The 22478-nt window shown below is 63.9% G+C and carries 20 protein-coding genes; 13 read left to right on the top strand and 7 right to left on the bottom strand.

The window, feature by feature from the left end:
* Positions 1 to 5: 5 nt before the first annotated feature.
* Entirely contained in the window at positions 6 to 938 is a 933-nt protein-coding gene (locus tag CH276_RS20665) for an arabinofuranosidase (RefSeq protein ID WP_094631545.1), read from the bottom strand.
* A gap of 113 nt (positions 939 to 1051) precedes the next feature.
* Positions 1052 to 2659, bottom strand: coding sequence for a sensor domain-containing protein (locus CH276_RS20660; RefSeq protein ID WP_094631544.1), 1608 nt, complete (start codon positions 2657 to 2659; stop codon positions 1052 to 1054).
* A gap of 191 nt (positions 2660 to 2850) precedes the next feature.
* Between CH276_RS20660 and CH276_RS20655 the strand changes: the two genes are divergently transcribed.
* A complete protein-coding gene (locus CH276_RS20655; RefSeq protein ID WP_094631543.1) occupies positions 2851 to 4008 on the top strand; it encodes a beta-ketoacyl synthase N-terminal-like domain-containing protein in 1158 nt (385 codons plus the stop codon).
* A 69-nt stretch (positions 4009 to 4077) separates the two neighbouring features.
* Here CH276_RS20655 and CH276_RS20650 read toward each other — a convergent pair whose 3' ends face one another.
* The 3 genes from CH276_RS20650 to fdhA form a co-directional block, all read right to left on the bottom strand.
* The gene (locus tag CH276_RS20650; protein ID WP_141214759.1) at positions 4078 to 4452 is read right to left on the bottom strand and encodes a luciferase domain-containing protein; all 375 of its coding nucleotides are present in this window, start codon (positions 4450 to 4452) and stop codon (positions 4078 to 4080) included.
* 200 nt (positions 4453 to 4652) lie between these two features.
* Positions 4653 to 4856 carry a zinc-ribbon domain-containing protein gene (locus CH276_RS20645; protein WP_094631541.1) on the bottom strand — a complete coding sequence of 68 codons (204 nt, stop codon included), beginning with the start codon at positions 4854 to 4856 and terminating at the stop codon, positions 4653 to 4655.
* 96 nt (positions 4857 to 4952) lie between these two features.
* Positions 4953 to 6170, bottom strand: coding sequence for a formaldehyde dehydrogenase, glutathione-independent (gene fdhA, locus CH276_RS20640; RefSeq protein WP_045200100.1), 1218 nt, complete (start codon positions 6168 to 6170; stop codon positions 4953 to 4955).
* 272 nt (positions 6171 to 6442) lie between these two features.
* On the opposite strand from fdhA, the gene araB reads away from it, so the two are divergent.
* From araB to araA, 3 genes are read left to right on the top strand one after another with little or no spacing between them, the layout of a single operon-like run.
* Positions 6443 to 8116: a ribulokinase gene (gene araB, locus CH276_RS20635; RefSeq protein WP_094631540.1), complete on the top strand. Its 1674-nt coding sequence runs from the start codon at positions 6443 to 6445 to the stop codon at positions 8114 to 8116.
* The gene (locus tag CH276_RS20630) at positions 8113 to 8790 is read left to right on the top strand and encodes an L-ribulose-5-phosphate 4-epimerase (RefSeq protein WP_094631539.1); all 678 of its coding nucleotides are present in this window, start codon (positions 8113 to 8115) and stop codon (positions 8788 to 8790) included. The genes araB and CH276_RS20630 overlap by 4 nt, the downstream gene beginning before the upstream one ends.
* Before the next feature lie 37 nt (positions 8791 to 8827).
* The gene (araA, locus tag CH276_RS20625; RefSeq protein WP_094631538.1) at positions 8828 to 10312 is read left to right on the top strand and encodes an L-arabinose isomerase; all 1485 of its coding nucleotides are present in this window, start codon (positions 8828 to 8830) and stop codon (positions 10310 to 10312) included.
* Positions 10313 to 10441: 129 nt separating this feature from the next.
* Here the strand turns inward: araA and CH276_RS20620 are convergent, their stop codons facing one another.
* Positions 10442 to 11071 carry a TetR/AcrR family transcriptional regulator gene (locus tag CH276_RS20620; protein WP_094631537.1) on the bottom strand — a complete coding sequence of 210 codons (630 nt, stop codon included), beginning with the start codon at positions 11069 to 11071 and terminating at the stop codon, positions 10442 to 10444.
* 61 nt (positions 11072 to 11132) lie between these two features.
* Positions 11133 to 11936, bottom strand: coding sequence for an esterase/lipase family protein (locus tag CH276_RS20615; RefSeq protein WP_254924354.1), 804 nt, complete (start codon positions 11934 to 11936; stop codon positions 11133 to 11135).
* Between the two features lie 129 nt (positions 11937 to 12065).
* Between CH276_RS20615 and CH276_RS20610 the strand changes: the two genes are divergently transcribed.
* From CH276_RS20610 to CH276_RS20570, 9 genes are read left to right on the top strand one after another with little or no spacing between them, the layout of a single operon-like run.
* Positions 12066 to 13922: a multicopper oxidase domain-containing protein gene (locus CH276_RS20610; protein ID WP_094631535.1), complete on the top strand. Its 1857-nt coding sequence runs from the start codon at positions 12066 to 12068 to the stop codon at positions 13920 to 13922.
* Positions 13919 to 14704, top strand: a complete 786-nt coding sequence (locus CH276_RS20605) for an MlaE family ABC transporter permease (RefSeq protein ID WP_094631534.1) — start codon at positions 13919 to 13921, stop codon at positions 14702 to 14704. The genes CH276_RS20610 and CH276_RS20605 overlap by 4 nt, the downstream gene beginning before the upstream one ends.
* Positions 14705 to 14712: 8 nt before the next feature.
* Positions 14713 to 15555: an MlaE family ABC transporter permease gene (locus tag CH276_RS20600; protein ID WP_094631533.1), complete on the top strand. Its 843-nt coding sequence runs from the start codon at positions 14713 to 14715 to the stop codon at positions 15553 to 15555.
* 2 nt (positions 15556 to 15557) lie between these two features.
* The gene (locus CH276_RS20595) at positions 15558 to 16763 is read left to right on the top strand and encodes an MCE family protein (protein WP_094631532.1); all 1206 of its coding nucleotides are present in this window, start codon (positions 15558 to 15560) and stop codon (positions 16761 to 16763) included.
* Complete coding sequence (locus CH276_RS20590) at positions 16760 to 17782, top strand: MCE family protein (protein ID WP_094631531.1); 1023 nt, start codon at positions 16760 to 16762, stop codon at positions 17780 to 17782. The genes CH276_RS20595 and CH276_RS20590 overlap by 4 nt, the downstream gene beginning before the upstream one ends.
* Positions 17779 to 18834 carry an MCE family protein gene (locus CH276_RS20585; protein WP_254924353.1) on the top strand — a complete coding sequence of 352 codons (1056 nt, stop codon included), beginning with the start codon at positions 17779 to 17781 and terminating at the stop codon, positions 18832 to 18834. The genes CH276_RS20590 and CH276_RS20585 overlap by 4 nt, the downstream gene beginning before the upstream one ends.
* Positions 18831 to 20063, top strand: a complete 1233-nt coding sequence (locus tag CH276_RS20580; RefSeq protein WP_094631529.1) for an MCE family protein — start codon at positions 18831 to 18833, stop codon at positions 20061 to 20063. Before CH276_RS20585 ends, CH276_RS20580 begins: the two co-directional genes overlap by 4 nt.
* Positions 20060 to 21175 (top strand): MCE family protein, encoded by a 1116-nt coding sequence (locus CH276_RS20575; protein WP_094631528.1) that lies wholly within the window; start codon positions 20060 to 20062, stop codon positions 21173 to 21175. Before CH276_RS20580 ends, CH276_RS20575 begins: the two co-directional genes overlap by 4 nt.
* Complete coding sequence (locus tag CH276_RS20570; RefSeq protein WP_094631527.1) at positions 21172 to 22473, top strand: MCE family protein; 1302 nt, start codon at positions 21172 to 21174, stop codon at positions 22471 to 22473. The genes CH276_RS20575 and CH276_RS20570 overlap by 4 nt, the downstream gene beginning before the upstream one ends.
* The last annotated feature ends 5 nt before the right edge of the window (positions 22474 to 22478 follow it).

The raw sequence follows: 22478 nt of genomic DNA, 5'->3' as shown, positions 1-22478 counted from the left end.
CGCTGTCAGGCGGGCTCTCTCATCACACCGACGTGACGGACGGTGTCCGACACACCCGGGAGTTCCCGAGGCTCGGACCAGGTGTTCAACCCGTCGGTGCTGTCGGAGTAGAAGTACTTTCGGTTGGTGTAGTCGTCGTAGTACAACCGCCATGTACCGTCGGGTAATTCGATGACGGTCGGACCTTCTTTCAGTGGCCCGAAATCGCGGCTCGGGACGAGGGTGTACGGACCGATCGACGACGGTGCCGTCCAGTGTTCGATGACCTTGTGGGTCTCGTTCTTGGTGAACGCGTGATAGGTCGGCCCCACTTTCACCACAGTGGTGTCGATGTGGTCGGCTCCGATGCCGACGAACGGAACCGGAAAGCTCCACATCCTCAGGCCCGGATCCAGGGCCGTCATCAGATACGGCACGAACCCACCGCCGGTGGACAGCGACACGATGACGCTGACACGGTCTCCCTCGACGAACCACTCCGGTGCCCACGCCTTCGTGGTGAACGGAGACAACGACGGTCCGTCCGAGAAGCCGGCCGATCCGCTGAACCCGGATGGGCTGGCCGAGCCGGTACCGGCTCCGGTGCCCGGGAGCAAGGCGCAGCAGAACGGAATCGGGAAGTTCTGCAGGAACGTCCAGTTCACGCGGTCACTGCTGCGCGCGAAGCCGATGTTCGCACCGCCGCCGGTCGTGTACGTCACGTAGTACATACCATCGGTGTGCCGGAATATGCTCGCGTCACGCACGACTCCGGACGGGGGTCGGTACGCCGCTGTCTGCAGCGCTGTGAAATCGGTGCCGTCGCCGGATTCGTAGACATCCATGTCTCGATCGCTGTCGTTACCGAACGCCACCATCGTGTAGCGCCACACAGAGGGCGCAGCGGCACCGGTTCCTGCAGCAGAGAACAGCAACCCGGCGACCGCCAGGATCACCATGGGTACGACGAGAAGGAACCTGCGCGCGGTCGATATCACCGACGAAGTATGTCCGAGTCGCACGCACCATGCGTACCTTCGGTAACAGAAACAACAGATTGCTACCGATGTTGTTATGAATGCGAAATGTACTGCGTGATCGGCTTGGCCTGGTACATCTCGTGATCGGCATCGTCGAGTATGTCCAGGGCACTTCGGGTGTCGTCGCGGTCGACGGTCACGCCGCCGATGCTCGCAGTCACCGTCAACACCCGCCCCGCGACCGTGATCGGTGTGGCGAGTTCGGCGCGTACGTCGTCGGCCTCGGTCCCCACACAGTGCGAAACGACGGCCACGAACTCGTCGCCTCCGATACGCCCCACGAAGGCCTCGGCCGGAAGGGCTCGCGTCAGACGGTCTGCGACCACACCCAGAACGGCGTCGCCGACGGTGTGACCGTACAGATCGTTGATGGTCTTGAAGTTGTCGAGGTCGATGAACAGCACGGCCATCGAGTCCTCGCGATCGGACTCGGCCAACTGCTCGTCCAGACGAGCCAGGATCAACGGCCTGTTCGGCAGGCCGGTCAGGTCGTCGTGTGTGGCCGCATGCTCGAGCTTCATGCTCATCCGATAGGTGTCGGTGATGTCGACGAACGTCGCGACGACCGAGGGGGTCGGGTCGGATGCGTTGAGCATCGTCGCCGTCAAGGACAACCAGAAGTGTCGGCCGTCCCGGCACCGTTCGATTCCGATCACGGCCTGGCAGGGTTGTCCGGTCTTGCTGGTGACGGCGACAGGATGCTCGTGCGGCTCGATCGGCCCCTCGTCGGTGCCGTACACGCGAAACGGAAGGACCGACGCCTGTCCTGCCGTCGCCATTCCGACCTGAATGTCGAGAATCGTCTTCGCTGCGAGGTTCGCCGATTCGATGCGGCCGGAGTGATCGAGGACCACCACCCCCGCCTCCAGCGATTCCACGACGGCGGTGAAGTGTTCCTCGACTCTGCGCACCGCGCTCTGGTCGGCACAGACCAACACGTAACCGTCGGGCATCTGGGCTGCGGAGACCATCACGGCCAGCGCCGATCCGTCCGCGTGCCGATGCGACTCGCACAGCCGACCACCGAGACCGAGAATGGCCGCCGGATCGCACGGCACCCCCACCGCATGCGAGACGCTACGCCCGAGTACGTCCGCGGCCGGTCGTCCGTAGACCGACTCGGCGGCGGGATTCCAACTCGACACCAGACCGTCGGCGGATACCCCGATGATGGCGTCGCTGACGTGCTCGACCAGTGCAGCTTGCTTCTGCAGCGCCCTCTGCGCAGCCTTGTGCTCGGTGAGATCCCGAAGTATCACCTGGTACGCCGGCTCGCCGTTCCAGACCGTGCGAACCGACACCGCTTCCATTGTCAGGACCGTCCCGTCCAGGGCCAGTACCGTCGCCTCCGACGCTGCACTGGCGGTGCCGTGCCTGTCGAGGGCGGCGATCCGTTCGAGCATGGGCCCAACGGACTCGGGGGCGATGAACGCCGTGATCGGGCGGCCGATGACGTCGGCGACACTCCGGGCACGGAGATACTTCATTCCGGCGGGGTTGAGGTAGACCATCACGCCTCGTCGGTGGACTCCGATCGCATCCGGTGAATGTTCGACGAGAACCCGATATCGATCCGCCAGTCCTGGCGACGCGGCACGTGAATCAGGGTCGCCGACGCTGTTGCGCTCCCCTGATTCCATGCTCGGTCCTCGCGTTCGTAGACGGACGGTCAACACCCGATTGAACCACCTACCGAGGCACCTCCGAAGTGTACCGCCCGATTCGGGCGCTATGCCTCTTTCTCGGCTGGACCCGGTGCCGGTTTACCGGGCTAAATCGAGGAGCGAGCCGAATCCGGTTCGCGTACCTCGAAAAGAAATGGATTTCGACGATGAGCTCTCATGGCATCGACATCACCGGGATCGGCGCACTGTCCGGCTACGGCTGGGGCGCATCCGCACTGTGGGACGGCCTCTTCACCGGCAAGGCGGCGGCCACCCTGCACCACGACCAGACCAGACCCGGGCACAATCCGGTGTGGCTCGCGAAAGTTCCCGACGGCGGGGACGAGAACGACGGATCGAGTCGATTCGGGCGTGCACTTCGCGGGGCCGCACGCGAAGCCGTCGAAGATGCGTTGGCGCGTGGCTGGCAGCCGGGTCGACGGGTGGGTCTGATCCATGCCGTCGTCCTGGGTGAAGTGGACGAGTGGCGCAACTTCTATCTGCGCGACGGCGGAGAACGCCGTGTTCGGGACTACCTGACGCTGATGCCGTCTACCCCGGTGTCGCTGTTGATGCAGGAATACGGCTTTCACGGCCCGGCGATGAACGTCTCGGCGATGTGCGCGTCGAGCAACGCCGGTCTGCTCACCGCCAAGATGTGGCTCGATACGGCATTCGTCGACGACGTGGTGTTCGTCGCCACGGATCTGTCCCTGACTCCGGAGAACATCGACCACTTCGTCAAGCTCGGCGTCGGTGTCGTGGACGTGGAGCCGCAGGAAGGCTGCCGGCCGTTCCAAGAAGGTAGCCGCGGTTTCGGAATGGGCGAGGCCGCAACGGCATTCGTACTGTCGACGCGCAGTTCGGCGTCGTACGCACGGGTGCTGGGCGGTTCGATGACACATGACGCGTTTCACGCCACCTCGATCGACCCTGCGCTCACCCAGGTGCGGGACTGCTTCGAGCAGGCCTTGGCCGACGCCGACGTCACTGCCGAGCAGGTGCGGTATCTCAACGCCCACGGACCCGGCACCGCGCAGTGCGATGCAGCGGAAACCACCATGTTGGAGACGGTGCTGGACTCCCACGCGCAGGTGTATTCGGTGAAGCCGTTGACCGGACATTGCCAAGGCGCGGCGTCGGCGATCGAAACCATCTCTGCGGTGATGGGATTCGAGCGTGGACTCGTGCCCGCAGCCCCGCAGGTATCCGATGCGCACCCGTTGCTGCTCGACGGTTTCACCGCTGCGGAGCCCGGCTTGACCGTCAAATCGTCCCTGGGAATGGGCGGACACAACTCGGTGGTGGTGCTGGCACCGGCGTGAGTCGTCATCGGGGGCTCGGCAGCTCGCGTGGGCTGCCGAGCTCCCGAGCGCCGCTCGGCGATCGAGCGATCAGCCTGTGCTGACGGCAGTTTCGACAATGCGATAGAGGATCCGGGTGATCTGCTCGACGTCGTGACGGTCTCGAGGCGAGTACCGCAGGACGTAGGGCTCGGGAAGTCCGATCGGTGGGCGGCCGGCCAGCGGATGCAATTCTCCCCAACCGGCATCGATGATGCGCTGGGCATGGCCGTGCTGCGCGACGACGTGCAGCGACCCGTCGCTGGGGTGGACGTGAGCGATCTCCCCACCGGCTTGTCTCACCACACCGGGTCGTCGGGCCTCGGCGACCACGTACAGAGCCTGCCCGCGCTTCTCGAAATGACTTGTGCCCAGGTAAAGACGATCGGAATCTGCACGCGCACAGGACTCGAGGACGTCGAACATCGACACCGGGCCGGGTTGGCAGCTCCCACGCCGACGATGCGGCGTCGACGCCACGCACGGTCAACGGATCCCTACCGAGCGGGGTGAGGATCTTGGTGATTGCCTACCCCACCATGTTGGCGGGTAGCCCACCGGGGCCGAGCGCTTTCCATGCCGCGTAGTCCTCGGCGATGTTCACGAGCCGAGGATTCTGGAGGCTTTCACACCGACACTGCCTCGCCACAGATTCCGCACTGCTCGAACTCGACCCGCTTCCACCGAGCAACGGGGACGAAGAACAGCGTGAATTGCTGGTACTGCTTCATGCGCGCCCACTGCGTGGTGTTGTGGCACCGCGGGCAGGTCCGCGTCGAGCCTGGGCCGACGTGTTTGCGCTTGCTGCCGAAACCGAAGAGTAGGAACATCACCCCAGCATAGGTGTCGCGAACATCTGCCGAACTCGGCGCAGCACGGTCACCGTCGCGTTCTTCTCGACTGTGACCGTGCCGGCAGGGTTGGTGTCAGCTCGCGATCATGCCGTGTGGATCGATGACGAATTTCTGAGCGACTCCGCTGTCGAATTCGCGGTAGCCCCGCGGTGCGTCGTCGAGGGTGATGACCGTCGCGTTCACCGCCTTCGCGATCGAAACACGTTCCTTCAGAATCGCATTCATCAACTCGCGGTGGTAGCTCATCACTGGGCACTGCCCGGTGGCGAACGACAGCGACTTGGCCCAACCGGTGCCGAGGCTGAGCGACAGAGCTCCACGCTGAGCAGCCTCGTCCACGCCGCCGGGATCGCCGGTCACGTACAACCCCGGGATGCCGATGCCGCCGCCTGCCGTGGTGATGTCCATCAGCGAGTTGAGAACCGTGGCCGGGGCCTCCCTCGACGAATCTCCACCGTGACCGCGGGCCTCGAAGCCCACCGCATCCACCGCGGCATCGACCTCTGGCACGCCGAGAATCTGTTCGATCTGATCCTGCGGTGCACCCTTGCCCACGTCGACGGTCTCACAGCCGAACGTTCGCGCCTGGGCCAACCGGTCGGCGTTCATGTCGCCCACGATCACCACCGACGCTCCCAGCAACTGCGCACCGACCGCAGCAGCGAGGCCGACCGGTCCCGCGCCCGCGATGTACACCGTCGCACCGGGTTTGACTCCTGCGGTGACCGCTCCGTGGAAGCCGGTGGGGAAGATGTCCGAGAGCATGGTCAGGTCGAGAATCTTCTCCAGAGCCTGATCACGATCGGGGAACTTCAGCAGGTTGAAGTCTGCGTACGGTGCCATGACGTACTCGGCTTGTCCGCCAACCCACCCACCCATGTCGACGTAGCCGAAGGCCGAGCCAGGTCGATCGGGGTTGACGTTGAGACAGATTCCGGTCTTGCGCTCCTTGCAGTTTCGACACCGCCCGCAGGCGATGTTGAACGGAACCGAGCAGATGTCCCCCACCTTCAGGAACTCGACGTCGCGTCCGACCTCGACGATTTCGCCGGTGATCTCGTGGCCGAGCACCAGCCCCTCGGGCGCGGTCGTGCGCCCACGAACCATGTGCTGGTCGCTGCCGCAGATGTTGGTCGAGACGACCTTCAGAATCACTCCGTGCTCGCACTTGCGTCCGACGTTGGCCGGATTCACACCAGGGCCGTCGGTCAACTCCAGGCCCGGAAAAGCGATGTCCTGCACCTCTACCTTGCCCGGTCCTGCGTACGTCACTGCTCTGTTGTCTGCCATGAGTTCTCCTCTTCGGTGAGTGAGTTGCGCGACCGGCGGGCCGAGATCATCGAACTGATCGCGCATGTGGCCCGCATCACACCAGTATGCACAGGCGCGCATGCGAGCGCTGCGAGTAACTCCGATCCGGACATAGGCGGCAAGGACCACCCGAGACGAACGCATCGTGTCGGATCCGCCCACTTCGCGATGCAGACACTTGACTCGACACGATGTTAGCGCTCACACTGTGTTGCACACGTCACAGTCGGTGACCCACGAAGGAGATCTGAATGCCGGTTGACCGATACACGGTTGGGGTCGACTTCGGCACCCTGTCCGGACGCGCCGTCGTCGTTCGGGTGTCCGACGGCACCGAAATCGCCTCGGCAGTAGATGATTACCGACACGCAGTGCTCGAGGAGACGCTGCCCGACGGCACGGTCCGATTGCCCGACGCATGGGCCCTGCAGGTACCGGACGACTATCGAGACGTCCTGCGTCGGGCGGTACCCGCCGCGCTGGCCGCTGCGGGCATCGAGGCCGAGCAGGTGGTCGGCATCGCCACCGACTTCACCGCGTGCACCATGGTGCCCACCTACGCCGACGGCACTCCGCTGTGCGAAGATCCGCGCTTCGCCGATCGACCGCACTCGTACGTGAAATTGTGGAAACACCATGCGGCACAGGGGCAGGCGGACCGCATCAACGAACTCGCCGCGCGTCGCGGCGAGAGTTGGCTGCCTCGTTACGGCGGACTGATCTCCTCGGAATGGGAGTTCGCCAAGGCACTGCAGATTCACGAGGAAGATTCCGAGATCTACGACGCGATGGACCGATGGGTCGAAGCCGCCGATTGGATCGTGTGGCAACTGTGCGGACACTACGTACGCAACGCCTGTACCGCCGGTTACAAGGGCATCTATCAGGACGGGCACTACCCGTCCGTGGACTTCCTCACCGAACTGGCACCGGGCTTCGGTTCCTTCGTCGCCGACAAGCTCGATCAGCCTCTGGGCGAGTTGGGTTCTCGTGCAGGTACGTTGACCGCCGAGGCTGCGCGATGGACCGGACTTCCCGAGGGCATAGCCGTCGCCGTCGGCAACGTCGATGCGCACGTGACGGCACCCGCGGCCGGAGCGGTGGAACCGGGCCGAATGGTCGCCATCATGGGGACCTCGACCTGCCACGTCATGAGCTCGACCGTCCTGAAGGAAGTTACCGGCATGTGCGGGGTTGTGAACGGCGGAATCGTCGCCGGATCGTTCGGCTACGAGGCAGGCCAGAGCGGTGTAGGCGACATTTTCGGATGGTTCACGCGCACATCGGTTCCCGCGGTGTACAGCGAGGCGGCTGCTGCGGCAGGTGAGTCGGTGCACGAACACCTGACCCGCCTCGCGCAGGCGCAGGACGTGGGCGAGCACGGACTCGTCGCGCTCGATTGGCACAGCGGGAACCGGTCGGTTCTGGTCGATCACGAGCTCTCCGGCCTGGTCGTCGGGACCACGCTGGCCACGCGTCCCGAGGACACCTACCGTGCGCTGCTCGAAGCAACTGCATTCGGAACCCGCGTCATCGTGGAAACCTTCCGCAACAGTGGCGTCCCGGTCGAGGAGTTCGTCGTCGCCGGCGGGTTGGCACGCAACGCGCTGCTCATGCAGATCTACGCCGATGTGCTGCGAATGCCGTTGTCGGTCATCGCCTCCGCACAGGGACCTGCTCTGGGATCTGCCATCCATGCGGCGGTGGCGGCCGGGTGCTACCCGGACGTGCCCGTCGCCTCGAAGTCGATGGGCAAGGTACACCGGGCCGCTTTCGTGCCCGACGAATCGCGATCGAAAGCCTACGACTCCCTGTTCGAGATCTATCTGGAATTGCACGACCGGTTCGGCCGGGACGTGCCGACCATGCGCCGTCTGCGAGCACTGCGACGTGACGCGCTGACCCGAAGGGTGGATGCACGATGACCGTCGTCGACGACGTGCGCGAGGCCATCGAGAAGATCCGCCGCGACGTCTGCACCCTGCACGCCGAATTGATGCGGTACGGACTGGTCGTGTGGACGGCAGGCAACGTCTCGGCGCGGGTTCCGGGCCGGGATCTGATGGTCATCAAACCCAGTGGCGTTTCGTACGACGATCTCACGCCCGGCAACATGGTGGTGTGCGATCTGTACGGCAAGGTGGTCGAGGGTGACCATGCGCCGTCATCGGACACCGAAGCGCAGGCCTACGTCTACCGACACCTCGATCACATCGGCGGTGTGGTGCACACACATTCGCCGTACGCGGTGGCGTGGGCGGCCCGAGGAGAACCGATTCCCGTGGTCACCACGATGTGCGCGGACGAGTTCGGCGGAGACATCCCGGTCGGACCCTTCGCCACGATCGGCGACGACTCGATCGGCCGCGGCATCGTCGACACCCTCGCGGACAGTCGATCTCCCGCCGTGCTGATGCAGAACCACGGTGTGTTCGCGGTGGGACCCACCGCTCGATCGGCGGTGAAGGCGGCTGTCATGTGCGAGGACGTCGCGCGATCGGTACATCTGTCCTACCAACTGGGACAGCCACTTCGCATTCCGAGCGCATCGGTCGACGCGCTCTACGACCGCTATCAGAACGTCTACGGCCAGCGCTGACCGGCGCGCCGAATCTTCTCTCCACGGAGGTACTCCCATGTCCGAAGTTTGGTTTCTCACCGGTAGTCAAAGCCTCTACGGGCCCGAGACCCTCGAACAAGTAGCAGCCCAGTCTCGCGAGATCGCGGACAAACTCGATGCGGCACTTCCTGTCTCGATGGTCTGGAAGCCGGTTCTGCTCGACGCGTCGTCCATCCTCGGCACCATGCGCGAGGCCAATGCCGCCGACGAATGCGTGGGCGTGGTGACGTGGATGCACACCTTCTCCCCCGCCAAGATGTGGATCGCCGGCCTGGATGCGTTGGACGTTCCGCTGCTGCACCTGCATACGCAGGCGGGAATGTCGTTGCCCTGGTCCACGATCGACATGGAGTTCATGAACCTCAATCAGGCCGCCCACGGTGATCGCGAGTTCGGGCACGTCGAGTCCCGGGTGGGGGTTCTGCGCACGATCGTGGCGGGCCACGTCGACAATCCCGCGGTTGTGGAGCGTGCGGAGCAGTGGGTGCGAGCGGCCCTCGGCCGAGCGGAGCTGAGGTCATTGCGCCTGGCACGTTTCGGCGACAACATGCGCGACGTCGCAGTGACGGAAGGCGACAAGGTCGAAGCGCAGTTGCGATTCGGAGTCTCCGTCAACACCTACGGCGTCAACGATCTGGTCGAGGTGGTGGACGGAGTGAGCGACTCGGCGATCTCGGACCTGATCGACGAATACCGCTCGTCCTACGACATCGCACCGAGTCTCGACAAGGGCGGTGACCGTCACGAATCCCTCCGCTACGGTGCTCGTGTCGAAGCCGGGCTGCGGCAGTTCCTGACCGACGGCGGATTCAGGGCCTTCACCACCAACTTCGAGGATCTCGGCGGACTTCGTCAGTTGCCCGGGCTCGCAGTGCAGCGCCTCATGGCCGACGGATACGGCTTCGGCGGCGAGGGTGACTGGAAGACCTCGATGTTGTTGCGCGGCATGAAGGTGATGGCCGAGGGACTCGACGGTGGAACGTCGTTCATGGAGGACTACACCTACAACCTCGTTCCCGGTGCGGAGAAGATCCTCGGCGCACACATGCTCGAGGTGTGCCCGTCGATCACCGCGTCGCGGCCCACCCTGGAGATCCATCCACTGTCCATCGGTGGCCGCGAGGACCCGGTGCGACTGCGATTCACCGCCGATCCAGGACCCGGCGTAGTCGTCGGACTCTCGGATGTCGGTGAACGATTCAGATTGACAGCCAACGTGATCGACGTCGTCGAGCCCGACGAGGCGCTGCCGAAACTACCCGTGGCGTGCGCTGTGTGGGAACCGCAGCCCTCACTCGCGGTGTCGGCGGAATCCTGGCTGACGGCCGGTGCGCCCCACCACACGGTTCTGAGCACCGCCATCGGTCTGCCTGTGCTGGAGGCATTCTCGGACATGATCGGAGTCGAACTGCTCACCATCGATGCGGGCACCACCACGCGTGGATTCCAACAGACACTGCGATGGAACGCGGCCTACCACCGGCTCGCAGCGAGGTTGTGACTGCAGCGTTCTACGATCCGTACGGGTACCGGAGTCGGCATGTCGGTCCACTCCGAGCGCACCGGCCTCCAGCGAGTGGGTGGATCGGCCCGCTGACGGAAGCACCGAGTACGAACAGAAACTCCGGTTTCAATGCCGCGTGAGCAGATCGAACATCGCATGCACTTCCGCCGCCGATGGCGTGGGTAGGCTGCCTCGCGCATGAACGAATCCGATGCCGGAGTACACGAGAATGCCTGCCCGTAGTCGTGCCTCGTCGGCATCGAAGTCGAGATCGAGCAGCGAGCGCTGGACGACCTCGAAGATGCGATTGTCGAGTTCACGCACCGCATCGGCTATCTTGTCGTAGTTGCGGGCCCAGTCTCGAACGGCCGACTCCACAGCCCAGGTCCGTTGGTCGATCAACAGTTCGGCCATGATCTGCAGACGCTGTTCGACCGCGACGGCCTCGAGCCCCTTCAACCCTCGCACTGTGTCGTTCTGGGAATCGCACCACTTGTCTGCAATCGCTTCCATCAGTTCGTCGATGTCGGCGAAATGCCAGTAGAAGCTCCCCTTGGTGACCTCGAGGCGTTCACACAACTTGGTGATCTTCACTCCGGAGACGCCGTCGGTCGCCATCAACTCGAACGAGGCGTCGATCCAATCGTCGACCGACAAACGGGTTGCGCGACGCGCCGGCTTGGTCCCGGTCTTTCCTCCCACGGCCTTCTTCACGGGCGCACGGCGCGACGATGCCGACCTGGGTGTGCCTGCCATCAGAGTGAACTCCTCACTGTCGGAGCGGCGTACCGCCCCTCGATCGTACGAGCCCGTGCCGTCATCCGATGGCAAGGGCGGCGACAGCCGCCCGACGAACGACCGGATCGTCCAGCAGATGAAAATGATCCGTCCGATCGTTCGAGTCCAGATCCTGAACGACAACGTTCTCGCTGCCGGGTAGTGCTGCCGCAAGGGGATCGGTCATCAGTCCGTCGTATCGCGAAATCACGTTCACATACCGCACTCCCGGCGACAGCCAACCGTCACGAACCGCGTCGAACATGTAACCGGAATGAGCGACGATCTGTCCGCATGCCGCGCAGATCGGTTCGAGCAGAGGCTTTTCCAGCGAAGCGAGTTCGTCGTAGATGCCGATGCTGCGATTGAATGCAGCGATCGAGCCGAGACCGGTGATATCGGTACCGTTCCACAACGGCCCCACGGTCACCAGCGTGCCCACGTCCCGCGCGCTGGACTGCACCATCCATTCCTGAGCCACCAACCCCCCGGCACCGTGCGCGAGAACCTGCACTCGGTCGGCACCGGTGCGCTCGCGGACGGAGTGGACGAACGTCCCGAACTCGATTGCCGAGTCCTCGATTCTCGTCAGCCCGCCCACCGTGAGCCCGGCCTGTCGCAGCAGAACCGAGGCCGTCGAGGCTCCGTAGGTGAACGTGAACGTGCACACTCCCCGTTCACCCAACTCGTCGAGCCAGCCGTCCCACGCGTGTGCGGAGGAGCCGAGATCGTGCACCAGGACGGTGGGCGTAGTGCACGTCGAGGGAGTCGCGGCGACAACCGACACGCCCACGTGCAGGACGGTGGCGACCGTGATCGACGCCGAGACGAGAACCCGTACCACTCGACCTACGTTCTCGCGCAGCCCCATTGGCCCCCTGTCAGCGGATTCTTCGAAATTCACTGACCACACCATACAGTGCGGTATGGTGCGTGTCACATCGTTCGACCAGCGCGAAAGGTCCCCTCACACATGGCGCACGACATGACCCGTCGCAACCTTCTTCGAGCGTTGGGTGTCGGTACCGCGGCGGTGGCACTCGGTGGCGTCAGCGCTTCCCGTGCGTTCACCTCACCCGTCGACAATGCGTTCGAGAGCCCGCTGCTGTTCCACTCGCCCCACGTGATGCCGTTCCGCGATGCACTGCCGACGCTCCCGTCGGTGTCGGGATCGAACCTCTCCGTCGATGCGGTATCGGCGATGCACAGATTCCATGCGGACATGCCCGAGGTTCCCGCGTTGGCCTACCACTGCGGACCGAACGCACAACCTGGTTACCTCGGGCCCATCATCGAAGCGCACGCCGAGGACCGGCTGACCCTCCGATTCTCCAACAACATGGCGCTGCACCCGATGGCTCAGGACATGGATACCTCGCTGCACGGTGTGACCGACAGTTTCCGTACCGCGACCCCGATGTCGTTGCATCTGCACGGCGGCGTGACTCCTCCCGAGAGCGACGGCAACCCGGAGCAGCTCACGCTCCCAGGAGGGAACATCGTCCACCGTTTCCCCAACGGGCAAGAAGCCGCGACCCTCTGGTATCACGATCACGCGATGGCCATCACCCGTGTCAACGTCTACGCGGGTCTGGCGGGTATGTACCTGCTGCGAGATCGCTTCGACACCGGTCGCGCCGACAACCCTCTCGGCCTGCCTGCCGGCGAATTCGAGATGCCACTGGTCATGCAGGAGAAAATCTTTCGCGAGGACGGTCGCTTGAGCATCAGATCGACTCGCATCGTCCCTGAAGGTTCTTGGGAGGGTGGAGCCGTCGGCGACGTCGGACTCGTCAATGGCACGATCTGGCCCGAACTCACCGTCGCCCGAGGCCTGTATCGCTTTCGGATGATCAACGCCGCGTCGTACAGCGTGTGGAATCTGCACTTCGAGAACCACATGAGGTTCTGGGTCATCGGTAACGACGGCGGATTGCTCGACGCACCGGTACCTGTGACGTCGATCAGGGTTGCGCCGGGTGAGCGATACGACGTTCTGGTGGATTTCTCCGACTACGACGCCGGCCGGACGGTCGAGTTGCGAAACGACGAAGCACCGCCCTTCCAGGCGGCCGTCATCGGTGCGGTCACCATGCCACTGTTCTGTCGATTCAGGGTGAGTGCCGCGCGCGGATTCACCGGTGGAGTGCCGACCTCGCTGCGCGGTGGGCGAGGTCCGGCACCGATCGGTCCCATCCAGCAGCCGACGAAGATCCGTATCGTGACCGTCAGCCAGCCCTACGCGTTGCGCAATCCCCCGGCCATCATGTCGCTCAACAATCTTCGCTACAGCGACCCGGATATCGAGATGCCTCGGCCCGGCACCGTCGAGCAGTGGAACATCGTCAACATCACTCCTGATCCCCACCCGATCCACATCCACCTGGTCACCTTCCGGATTTTGGGCCGCACTCCCCTACGAACCGTCGACTTTCAGGTGGCGAACCCGCAGCCGGCCATCGGGATCAAATGGACTCCCGATCCGGAGGGCTTCCTCGGCGGGCCGACGACCCCGCCTGAACCGTGGGAAGCAGGCTGGAAAGACACGGTCCGAGTCGACGGCGGCACGGTCACGCGCATCGTTGTTCGCTTCCCGACGGCCGACGAACTGGGCTTCGACCCCGACGCCACCTTCCCGCGACCGACCGGCACCGCAGTTCCGCAGCCGAACAGCCATCACGCGGGTGATCAGGATCCCATGCACGACGTGCACAACGGAGTCGACCATTCCGCCGAACCCGCAGGCGATCTACAGGGCTATGTCTGGCACTGCCACCTCCTCGACCACGAGGACCACGACATGATGCTGAAGTATCGGATAACCCAGTGACGCAGCCCCTTCGGAGTGCCGCGCGCGCGACCGCCGAGGCGACCTCGGCGGTCGGTGAGTTCTACGGTCTCTCGATCGACACCGCAGTAGCTCTGGGGCGTAGGGACTTTCAGTGGCGAGAGTTCGTGGATCAGAGCTGGTTCATCGCCCGAGTATCTCTGCTACCGACGATCCTGATGTCGATACCGTTCACGGTTCTGGTCGTGTTCACCCTCAACTCACTGCTCTCGGAATTGGGAGCGAGCGATCTGAGCGGCGCGGGGGCCGGACTGGGTGCGGTGACCCAAATCGGGCCGCTGGTGACCGTCTTGGTCGTTGCCGGTGCTGCGGCAACGGCGATTGCCGCCGACCTCGGATCGCGCACCATTCGAGAGGAGGTTGCGGCGATGGAGGTACTCGGCATCGACCCCATTCATCGGCTCGTCGTTCCTCGCGTCGTTGCCTGCACCATGATCGCGGCGCTGCTGAACGGAGCCGTGTGCAGCATCGGCCTCGTGGGCGGCTTCTTCTTCTCCGTATTTCTCCAGGACGTCACACCAGGTGCTTACGTATCCGGGATCACCCTGCTCGTCGGCCTACCGGAACTGCTCCTGTCCGAGATCAAGGCGTCGTTGTTCGGTTTACTGGCCGCGCTGATCGCCTGCTACCGCGGCCTATCCGTCGTCGGAGGACCACGAAGCGTTGGTGAGGCAGTCAACGAGACCGTCGTATTCTCCTTCGTTGCACTGTTTCTCGTCAATCTCACGCTGACGTCTGTCGGCCTCGCACTGAGCGACCGGTGAGGACCGTAATGGGCTTCGATGTCGCCGTCCGTGTGCATCGTGGGTACCGCAGCGTGCTCGGTGGAATCGACACAGTGGGCGAGCTGGCACTGTTCTTCGGACGCGCCGTCGCATCGACCGGAAAAGCCGCACGTGACTACAGAACCGAAACTCTGCGCGTACTTGCCGAGATCAGCCTCGGCACGGGAGCACTCGCTGCCGTCGGTGGAAGCATCGTCGTGCTGGGATTCCTCACACTGTTCGCCGGTGCCACCGTTGCCGTCCAAGGGTTCGACTCCCTGGGGAACATCGGTGTCGATGCCCTCACCGGTTTTCTCGCCGCGTATGTCAACGTGCGCGTGGTAGCTCCGATCACGGCAGGCGTCGGCCTGGCCGCGACCATCGGTGCAGGCACCACAGCACAATTGGGTGCGATGCGCATCAGCGAGGAGATCGATGCGCTCGAGGTCATGGCCATCAGGTCCGTGCCGTATCTGGTCGGAACGCGAGTGCTCGCAGGCATGCTCGCTGTGCTACCCCTCTACTCCTTGTCTCTGATCACGTCGTTTCTGGCCAGCCGAATAGCCACAGTCGTCGTTCTCGGACAATCCGGCGGCGTCTACGATCACTACTTCTCGACGTTTCTCGTCCCCTCGGATGTCCTGTGGTCCTTCCTGCAGGTCTTCGTCATGGCGGCCGCCGTCATGCTCATCCATACCTACTACGGCTACACCGCCACCGGTGGGCCGGCGGGAGTGGGAACTGCCACCGGCCGCGCCGTCCGGCTCTCGCTCATCACCGTCGTCATGGTGACACTGATGATTTCGCTTGCCCTCTACGGTAATTCCCGATCAGTACACCTGGCGGGGTGACGATGAACCACACACATCGGATCGGATCGGCCGCACCCCGCGTGGCTGCCGTGATCATGGCCGCGCTACTCCTTCTCGCAGTCGCAGCCACCTACTTCGCCTTCACCGGCGCTGCGTCCGATGCCGTCCATCCACCGACCAGGGTGACGCTGCAGTCGGATCGGAGCGGTCTCGTGATGCAACCGGGGGCCTTGGTGAAGATGCACGGCGTGGAAGTGGGAACGGTGGACGCCGTCCGCCAGGTTCCGGGTGGCGCGGTCGTCGAGCTTCACCTCGACGACGCTGCAGCACAGTCCATTCCGGAGAACGTCGAGGCCCGTATTGCCGCTACCACGATCTTCGGGTCGAAATTCGTCACGCTTACCGAACCGACCGATCCGTCGGCCACCCCGATCGTGTCGGGCGCGATCATCGAATCGTCCTCGGTGACAGTGGAGGTCAACACCGTCTTCGAGACCCTGACCGAGGTCTTGTCGGCCGTGGAACCGGACAAGCTGAACGCGACGCTGACCTCGTTGGCCACGGCAACGAGCGGACGCGGTAGCGAACTGGGGCTGAGCCTCGACGAGACGAACGCACTGCTCGCCGCCGTCGAACCTCGGGTTCCGACGCTGCAGCGCGACATCGTATCGGGAGCGACCGTCGCCGAGACGTCGGCCGACGCAGCACCGGATCTGCTGACGAACTTGAACAACCTCACGACGACCGGGCGCACGCTCGTCGACACCACCGACAGTCTCGACGCCGTGCTGCTCGGCGTCATCGGAATGGCCGATGTGGGAAATCGAGTCCTGACGGACAACGCCGCAGGAATCTCGAGCACGGTGCACGAGTCGAGGCCGACAACTGCTCTGCTCGAGGAGTATTCGCCCGAATTCACCTGTTTCCTACAGGGAGCGGACCGCGCCCGGGTCGGTGCCGAGGAAGTTTCCGGCGGAAACGGACGCACCATGTTGCTCAACAGCACCGTGCTGTTCGGCATACCTCCGTACGAGTACGAGTCGGACCTACCCCGCGTTGCAGCGTCCGGCGGCCCGCGATGCGGGGCGCTGCCATTCGTGCCGAACGATTCCGTACCGACCCCGTACGTGGTTGCCGACACCGGATCGAATCCGTTCCGTGCCGGCAATACCGGTCCGGTCTTGTCACCTGGTTCGTTGCTGGACTTTCTGCCCGGCGGACTCGCTGCACCGGGCGGAACCCGATGAACCGTACATCGACGACGATCAAGCTGATCGTGTTCGTGGCGGTGATGGCCGTCGTGCTCGCATGTCTGGTCGTCGTTTTCGGGCAGATCAGATTCGAATCGACCACCTCGTTCCGCGCAATCTTCACCAGCGCATCCGGCCTTCGCAGTGGAGATTTCGTACGAGTTGCAGGCGTGGAAGTCGGGAAGGTCGGCGACGTCACCATCGTCGACAACGATCACGCGGCGGTCGGCTTCGATGTGGGTCCGGCCTACGTCGTGACGTCGTCCACGACCGCAACCGTGCGCTACCAGAATCTCGTCGGCGACCGCTATCTCGAACTCGCGGACGGACCAGGGGATGCGGTTCCGATGGACGAAGGTTCCACCATCGAACTCGAACGAACCTCACCCGCACTGGATCTGGACCAACTCATCGGCAGCTTCGAGCCACTGTTCCAGGCCGTCGACCCCTCGAAGGTCAACGAACTGACCGCCGAACTCGTCGCGACACTGCAGGGACAGGGCGGATCGATCGCATCCCTGCTCGCCCATACCGCCACACTGACCACATCCCTCGCCGATCGAGACGAGGTGATCGGACGGGTGATCACAAACCTGGACACGACCTTGGCGACGTTGGCAGAGCAGAAGGACGTCGTGTCGACAGCACTCGATCGTGCCCAGAATCTGGCGTCCGGCCTGGCCGCCGACAGCGCCGCGTGGGGCACTGCATTGAACGATATCGATTCCTCGTCGGCCACGGTGGCAGATTTGCTCACGGTGGCAAGACCACCGCTGAAATCCACGCTCGATGAGCTCGGTCGCACTGCTGTTCAACTGGATTCGGAGAAGGAGACGATCGGTAGCGTCGTCTCCCGGTTGCCCGACACCTACGCTGCGCTCAGTCGGCTCGGCGCGTACGGAAACTTCTTCAACTATTACCTGTGCGGCATCAAGCTGAAGATCGACACACCCGACGGCCGAGGGCTGACCACGCCGCTCATCGGCCAGGAAACGGGAAGGTGCGCACCACGATGAATCAGCGAGTTCGAGGTCGCAACACGCTGCGACTCGGTGTCGTCGGTACCGTCCTGGCGATACTGCTGACGCTGGTGGCGACGAATGTGTCATCGCTGCCGATATTGTCGGCCAGTTCGGAATACAGTGGCACATTTCGGGATACCGGGGGACTCGCCGTCGGTGCCGACGTCGAGGTCGCAGGGATCACTGTCGGCACAGTTACCGACGTCGAAATCGACTCGGACACAGTCATCATCACGTTCACCGTAAGCGGCGACGTCGAACTGCGCGAAGATACTCGACTGTCCATACCGACACAGACGGTGCTGGGGACGAAGAACCTGCGCATCGATCCCGGCACCAGGGGACGATTGAGTTCGGGGGCTCGGATCGATCTCGACAACACGACGAGCCCGTACCAACTGACCGACGCGCTGGGAGATCTGACCGACGATGTCACCGAACTCGACACCGATGGACTCACCGACGCCATGCGCGTGACCACCGACGTACTCGAGCAGACACCCGCCGACCTCGCAGCCGCTGTCGACGGTGTGGGTCGGCTGTCGCAGACCATCGCATCCAGGGACGAATCCTTGCGGTCACTGCTGGCGGCAGCGGAACGGGTGACCGGGGTACTCGCCACTCGCAGCGAGCAGGTCGATACCCTCATCGTCGATGCCGACACCATCCTCTCCGAACTCAACCGCCGACGCGCGGTCGTCGATCGCCTGTTCGGCAGCGTCACGGCCCTGGCACAGCAGCTGAGCGGTCTCGTCGCAGACAACGAGGCAGAACTGGGATCGACACTGGCATCGCTGAATTCGGTACTGGGTGTCCTGGAAGAAAATCGTGCGAACATCGGCCGGGCCATCGAGAATCTGGGTCCCTACATCACTCAACTCGGCGAAGCCGTGTCGAGTGGACCGTTCTTCAACTCGTACATTCAGAACTTGATCCCCGGGCAGATCATCTCTCCGTTCGTTCGGGCCGCCCTCGGACTCGGTCCCGCTCCCGGCGAATCTGCCACCGTGAACCCGTTGTCCGTCATCGACGGAGCGCCGCGGTGACGGCCCGGCGGTGGCAGTTCGCCGCCATCGGAACCGGATTGGCGGTGCTGGCCGCGGTCTCCTACACCGTGGTCCCTCGCGTGATCACCACGTCGATAGTCGCCGAATTCTCCAGCACCACCGGTCTGTACGTCGGTGACGACGTGAAGATCATGGGAGTCGATGTCGGCTCCGTCCGGTCGATCGAACCCCGAGGCGATCGAGCCGACGTAGAGCTCGAGGTCGACTCGTCCTATCCGGTACCCGCCGATGCCATGGCCGTGATCGTCTCGCAGAGCCTGGTCGCCAGCCGCTTCGTACAACTCACCCCGCCCTACACCGGTGGCCCGGCAATGGACAACGGGCAACGAATCCCGACCTCGCGCACGGCGGTTCCGGTCGAGTGGGATCAGATCAAGGCCCAGCTCGCCCGGGTGGCCGACGCATTGGGAACCGCGACACCTGATGGACAGGCACCTCTCGGGGCCTTGGTGGACGCTGCCGATGCCAACCTGCGAGGTCAAGGGCAGAACATCGCCACTACGGTCACTCAGCTATCCGATGCGCTGAAGACGTTGTCCGACGGCCGAACCGACCTGTTCGCCGTCGTCCGCAACCTGCAAGCATTCGTCTCTGCACTGTCGGCGAGTGGACAGCAGATCGTGAACTTCAACAACTCGATGGCCTCGATCACCGAAGTCCTGAATACGAACTCCGAACAGATCGGTACCGCGTTGACGTCACTGGATGTCGCGGTGGGCGATGTGCAACGCTTCGTCGCCGCCAATCGAGGCGGTCTCGACGACACTCTGCGCAGCCTGCAGAGTGTGGTCGGTGAGCTCGCCGCGCAACGTGACGGAATCGCGCAGATACTCCATGTCGCCCCGACCGCGTTGTCGAACCTGAACAACATCTATCAGCCGGCTCACAATGCGATCGTCTCCGCGCTGGCACCGAACAACTTCGCCAATCCGATGGACTTCATCTGTTCGGCCATTGCCGCAGCGGAGGAAGTCGGAGCTCAGGAAGGGGCGAATCTGTGCGTGCAGTACCTCGGTCCGTTGCTGAAAACACTGGCCTTCGATTATCTTCCGCTGTCTACCAACCCGATTCACGGAGTGGGCGCACTCCCCGATCAGCTGGTCTACAGCGAACCCGACCTCGTACCGGCCGCGCCTGCAACGCCCGCGACTCCGGCACCCTCGCCGTCGTCGCTGACGGACCTCCTGCTTCCGGGCGGCGGGCAATGACGACTCGCACGCCGATCCGTTGTGCATTACTCCCGCTCACCGGTGTGGCACTCGTTCTGCTGACCTCCGGGTGTGGCTGGCAGGGTCTCAATTCCCTCCCACTGCCCGGCACCGAAGGCGAAGGGCCTGGCGCATATTCGGTGGCCATCGAGATGCCGGACGTATCCACCATCGACCGCAATTCGCGAGTACTGGCTTCCGATGTCACGGTGGGACGCGTCGCAGACATCGCACTGGACTACGGCCACGCGGTCGTCACCGTACACATAGACCAGGGCGTGGAGTTGCCGGAGAACGCTGTGGCAGCAGTCGGCCAGACCAGCCTTCTCGGATCTACCCACATCGAACTGTCGCCGCCCACCGCTGAATCACCCACCGGCCGTCTCGCCGATGGAGATGTCATCCCGCTGGATCGAGCAGGCGCGTACCCCACCACCGAACAGACACTGTCCTCTCTCTCGCTCGTACTGAACGGCGGCGGACTCCCCCAACTCGGTGGCATCGTCGACGAACTGGACGCCGCGCTCGGTGGACGGCCGGAATCGGTTCGCGCTCTTCTCGATCGTCTGAACACCCTTCTCGGCGGTCTTGTCGAACAGCAGGCCGACATCGAACGCTCCATCGACAACCTCGATCGCTTCACCGCCGACGTCGCCGCTCAGAATCAGGTGCTTGCCGACGCCGTCACGACACTCGGCCCTGCACTGGAGGTCTTGTCCGATCGCCGACAAGATCTCACCACCGCGCTGGTCTCGCTCGGCACGCTGGGCAGCACCGCGAAAGAAATCGTCGACGACACCGGCGGTGACCTGGTCGCCGAACTCGAGGAGTTGCGTCCGGTACTGACCTCCCTGGCAGACTCCGGTACGTCACTGACCGACTCGTTCCGCTATCTACTCACCTACCCGTTTCCGATCGACACATACCAGAATGCAGTGCGGGGCGACTACGCCAACGGTGATGTGACACTGGACCTTCGGCTCGACACCCTCGACAATGCACTGTTTCTCGGCACGCCACTCGAAGGCGCACTCGGATCGTTCGCGCCCAGCCCGGCAGCGACGATCCCGTCGACCACAGATCTACTCATCCCACCGGCAGGCACTCCATGACACCGAGGCAGTCCCTCCATCGCAAACTGTGGACCGTTTTGGCCGTCGCGGTCGTCTCGGCCTCGACCACCGGGATCTACTTCGCGCGACTGCCCGAACAACTCGGCGTCGGTCGGTATCGAGTCGCGGTCGAACTCGCGGACGGTGCCGGCCTGTACACCGGTGCCAACGTGACGTATCGAGGTTCCGAAGTCGGCAGAGTCGTCGAGCTGACCACCCATGGCGACGGAGCCCGAGCAGTCGTGTCACTCGTGTCGGATGTCGCGGTTCCCGCGGACACTCGAGCCGAAGTCCACTCCATGTCCGCGATCGGCGAGCAGTACATCGACATCGTCCCCGACTCGTCCGACGGCCCGTATCTGTCCGACGGCTCGGTGATTCCCCTGGACAGGACATCCGTCCCCGAACAGGTCGGGCCCACGATCGACCTGCTGCAGACGGCGTTGGCATCCATCGGCTCCGACAACCTTCGTAGCGTGCTCGACGAAAGCGCTGCAGCGCTGGGAAACAACGGAACGGACGTCGCCGAACTCTTCGACTCGTTCCGAACTCTGAGCGCCGACGCGAACGCCGACACCCGATCGATCACCGCACTGATCGATGGTGCCGATCCCGTTCTGGCGTCCACCGCGGCAAGCAGCGACTCGATCCGGGCCTGGGCTGCGTCACTGGCCGGCGTCACCGGCACCCTTCGTGACCACGATGCGTCGGTACGTTCACTCATCGACAAGGGCACACCGATGGCAACCGAGGTGACCGCCCTGTTCCAGCAACTGCAGCCGACACTGCCTCTGCTACTGGCGAATCTGACGACAGTGGAACAAGTCGCAGTGGTCTACAACCCGTCGATCGAACAGATTCTCGTGTTGTACCCACCCCTCATCGCAGCGACACAGGGAACCGGAATGCTCAATTCCCAGTCCGGCGAGCCGGGCCAGAACACGTACTTCGCGGCACAGGTGAACGACCCACCGCCGTGTACCACAGGGTTCCTGCCGGCATCGGAACGCCGATCCCCCACCGAGATCGACACCATCCCTACTCCCGAAGGGCTCTACTGCAAGGTCGATCCAGCCGATCCGACCGCCATCCGTGGCGCGAGAAACCTTCCGTGCATGGAGTTTCCTGGACGTCGTGCCGCTACCGTGGAACTGTGCCGCGACCCGGTGGCGTCCACCGGCGAATACGACCCGACCGACAGTTCCTACATCGCCGGTGACGGGCGTCGGTACGTCGACGATGGTCTCGACGGCGCGCCAGAGTCGCTGAGCGGGCTCCTGGTCCCGGACGGAGAATGACCGCC

It is taken from the genome of Rhodococcus sp. 06-470-2 (assembly GCF_002258235.1).
Taxonomy (GTDB): domain Bacteria; phylum Actinomycetota; class Actinomycetes; order Mycobacteriales; family Mycobacteriaceae; genus Rhodococcoides.
The sequence above is the reverse complement of the archived record's forward strand: the minus strand, read 5'-3'. Positions and strand labels throughout refer to the sequence as shown.

Coding starts and splice junctions, on each gene's coding strand:
- CH276_RS20660 (WP_094631544.1), bottom strand. CDS start 2,659: ATGGAATCAGGGGAGCGCAACAGCGTCGGCGACCCTGATTCACGTGCC.
- araA (WP_094631538.1), top strand. CDS start 8,828: ATGTCCGAAGTTTGGTTTCTCACCGGTAGTCAAAGCCTCTACGGGCCC.
- CH276_RS20595 (WP_094631532.1), top strand. CDS start 15,558: ATGAACCACACACATCGGATCGGATCGGCCGCACCCCGCGTGGCTGCC.
- CH276_RS20570 (WP_094631527.1), top strand. CDS start 21,172: ATGACACCGAGGCAGTCCCTCCATCGCAAACTGTGGACCGTTTTGGCC.
- CH276_RS20665 (WP_094631545.1), bottom strand. CDS start 938: ATGGTGATCCTGGCGGTCGCCGGGTTGCTGTTCTCTGCTGCAGGAACC.
- CH276_RS20575 (WP_094631528.1), top strand. CDS start 20,060: ATGACGACTCGCACGCCGATCCGTTGTGCATTACTCCCGCTCACCGGT.
- CH276_RS20650 (WP_141214759.1), bottom strand. CDS start 4,452: ATGTTCGACGTCCTCGAGTCCTGTGCGCGTGCAGATTCCGATCGTCTT.
- CH276_RS20630 (WP_094631539.1), top strand. CDS start 8,113: ATGACCGTCGTCGACGACGTGCGCGAGGCCATCGAGAAGATCCGCCGC.
- CH276_RS20655 (WP_094631543.1), top strand. CDS start 2,851: ATGAGCTCTCATGGCATCGACATCACCGGGATCGGCGCACTGTCCGGC.
- fdhA (WP_045200100.1), bottom strand. CDS start 6,170: ATGGCAGACAACAGAGCAGTGACGTACGCAGGACCGGGCAAGGTAGAG.
- CH276_RS20645 (WP_094631541.1), bottom strand. CDS start 4,856: ATGTTCCTACTCTTCGGTTTCGGCAGCAAGCGCAAACACGTCGGCCCA.
- CH276_RS20600 (WP_094631533.1), top strand. CDS start 14,713: ATGGGCTTCGATGTCGCCGTCCGTGTGCATCGTGGGTACCGCAGCGTG.
- CH276_RS20620 (WP_094631537.1), bottom strand. CDS start 11,071: ATGGCAGGCACACCCAGGTCGGCATCGTCGCGCCGTGCGCCCGTGAAG.
- CH276_RS20590 (WP_094631531.1), top strand. CDS start 16,760: ATGAACCGTACATCGACGACGATCAAGCTGATCGTGTTCGTGGCGGTG.
- araB (WP_094631540.1), top strand. CDS start 6,443: ATGCCGGTTGACCGATACACGGTTGGGGTCGACTTCGGCACCCTGTCC.
- CH276_RS20610 (WP_094631535.1), top strand. CDS start 12,066: ATGGCGCACGACATGACCCGTCGCAACCTTCTTCGAGCGTTGGGTGTC.
- CH276_RS20585 (WP_254924353.1), top strand. CDS start 17,779: ATGAATCAGCGAGTTCGAGGTCGCAACACGCTGCGACTCGGTGTCGTC.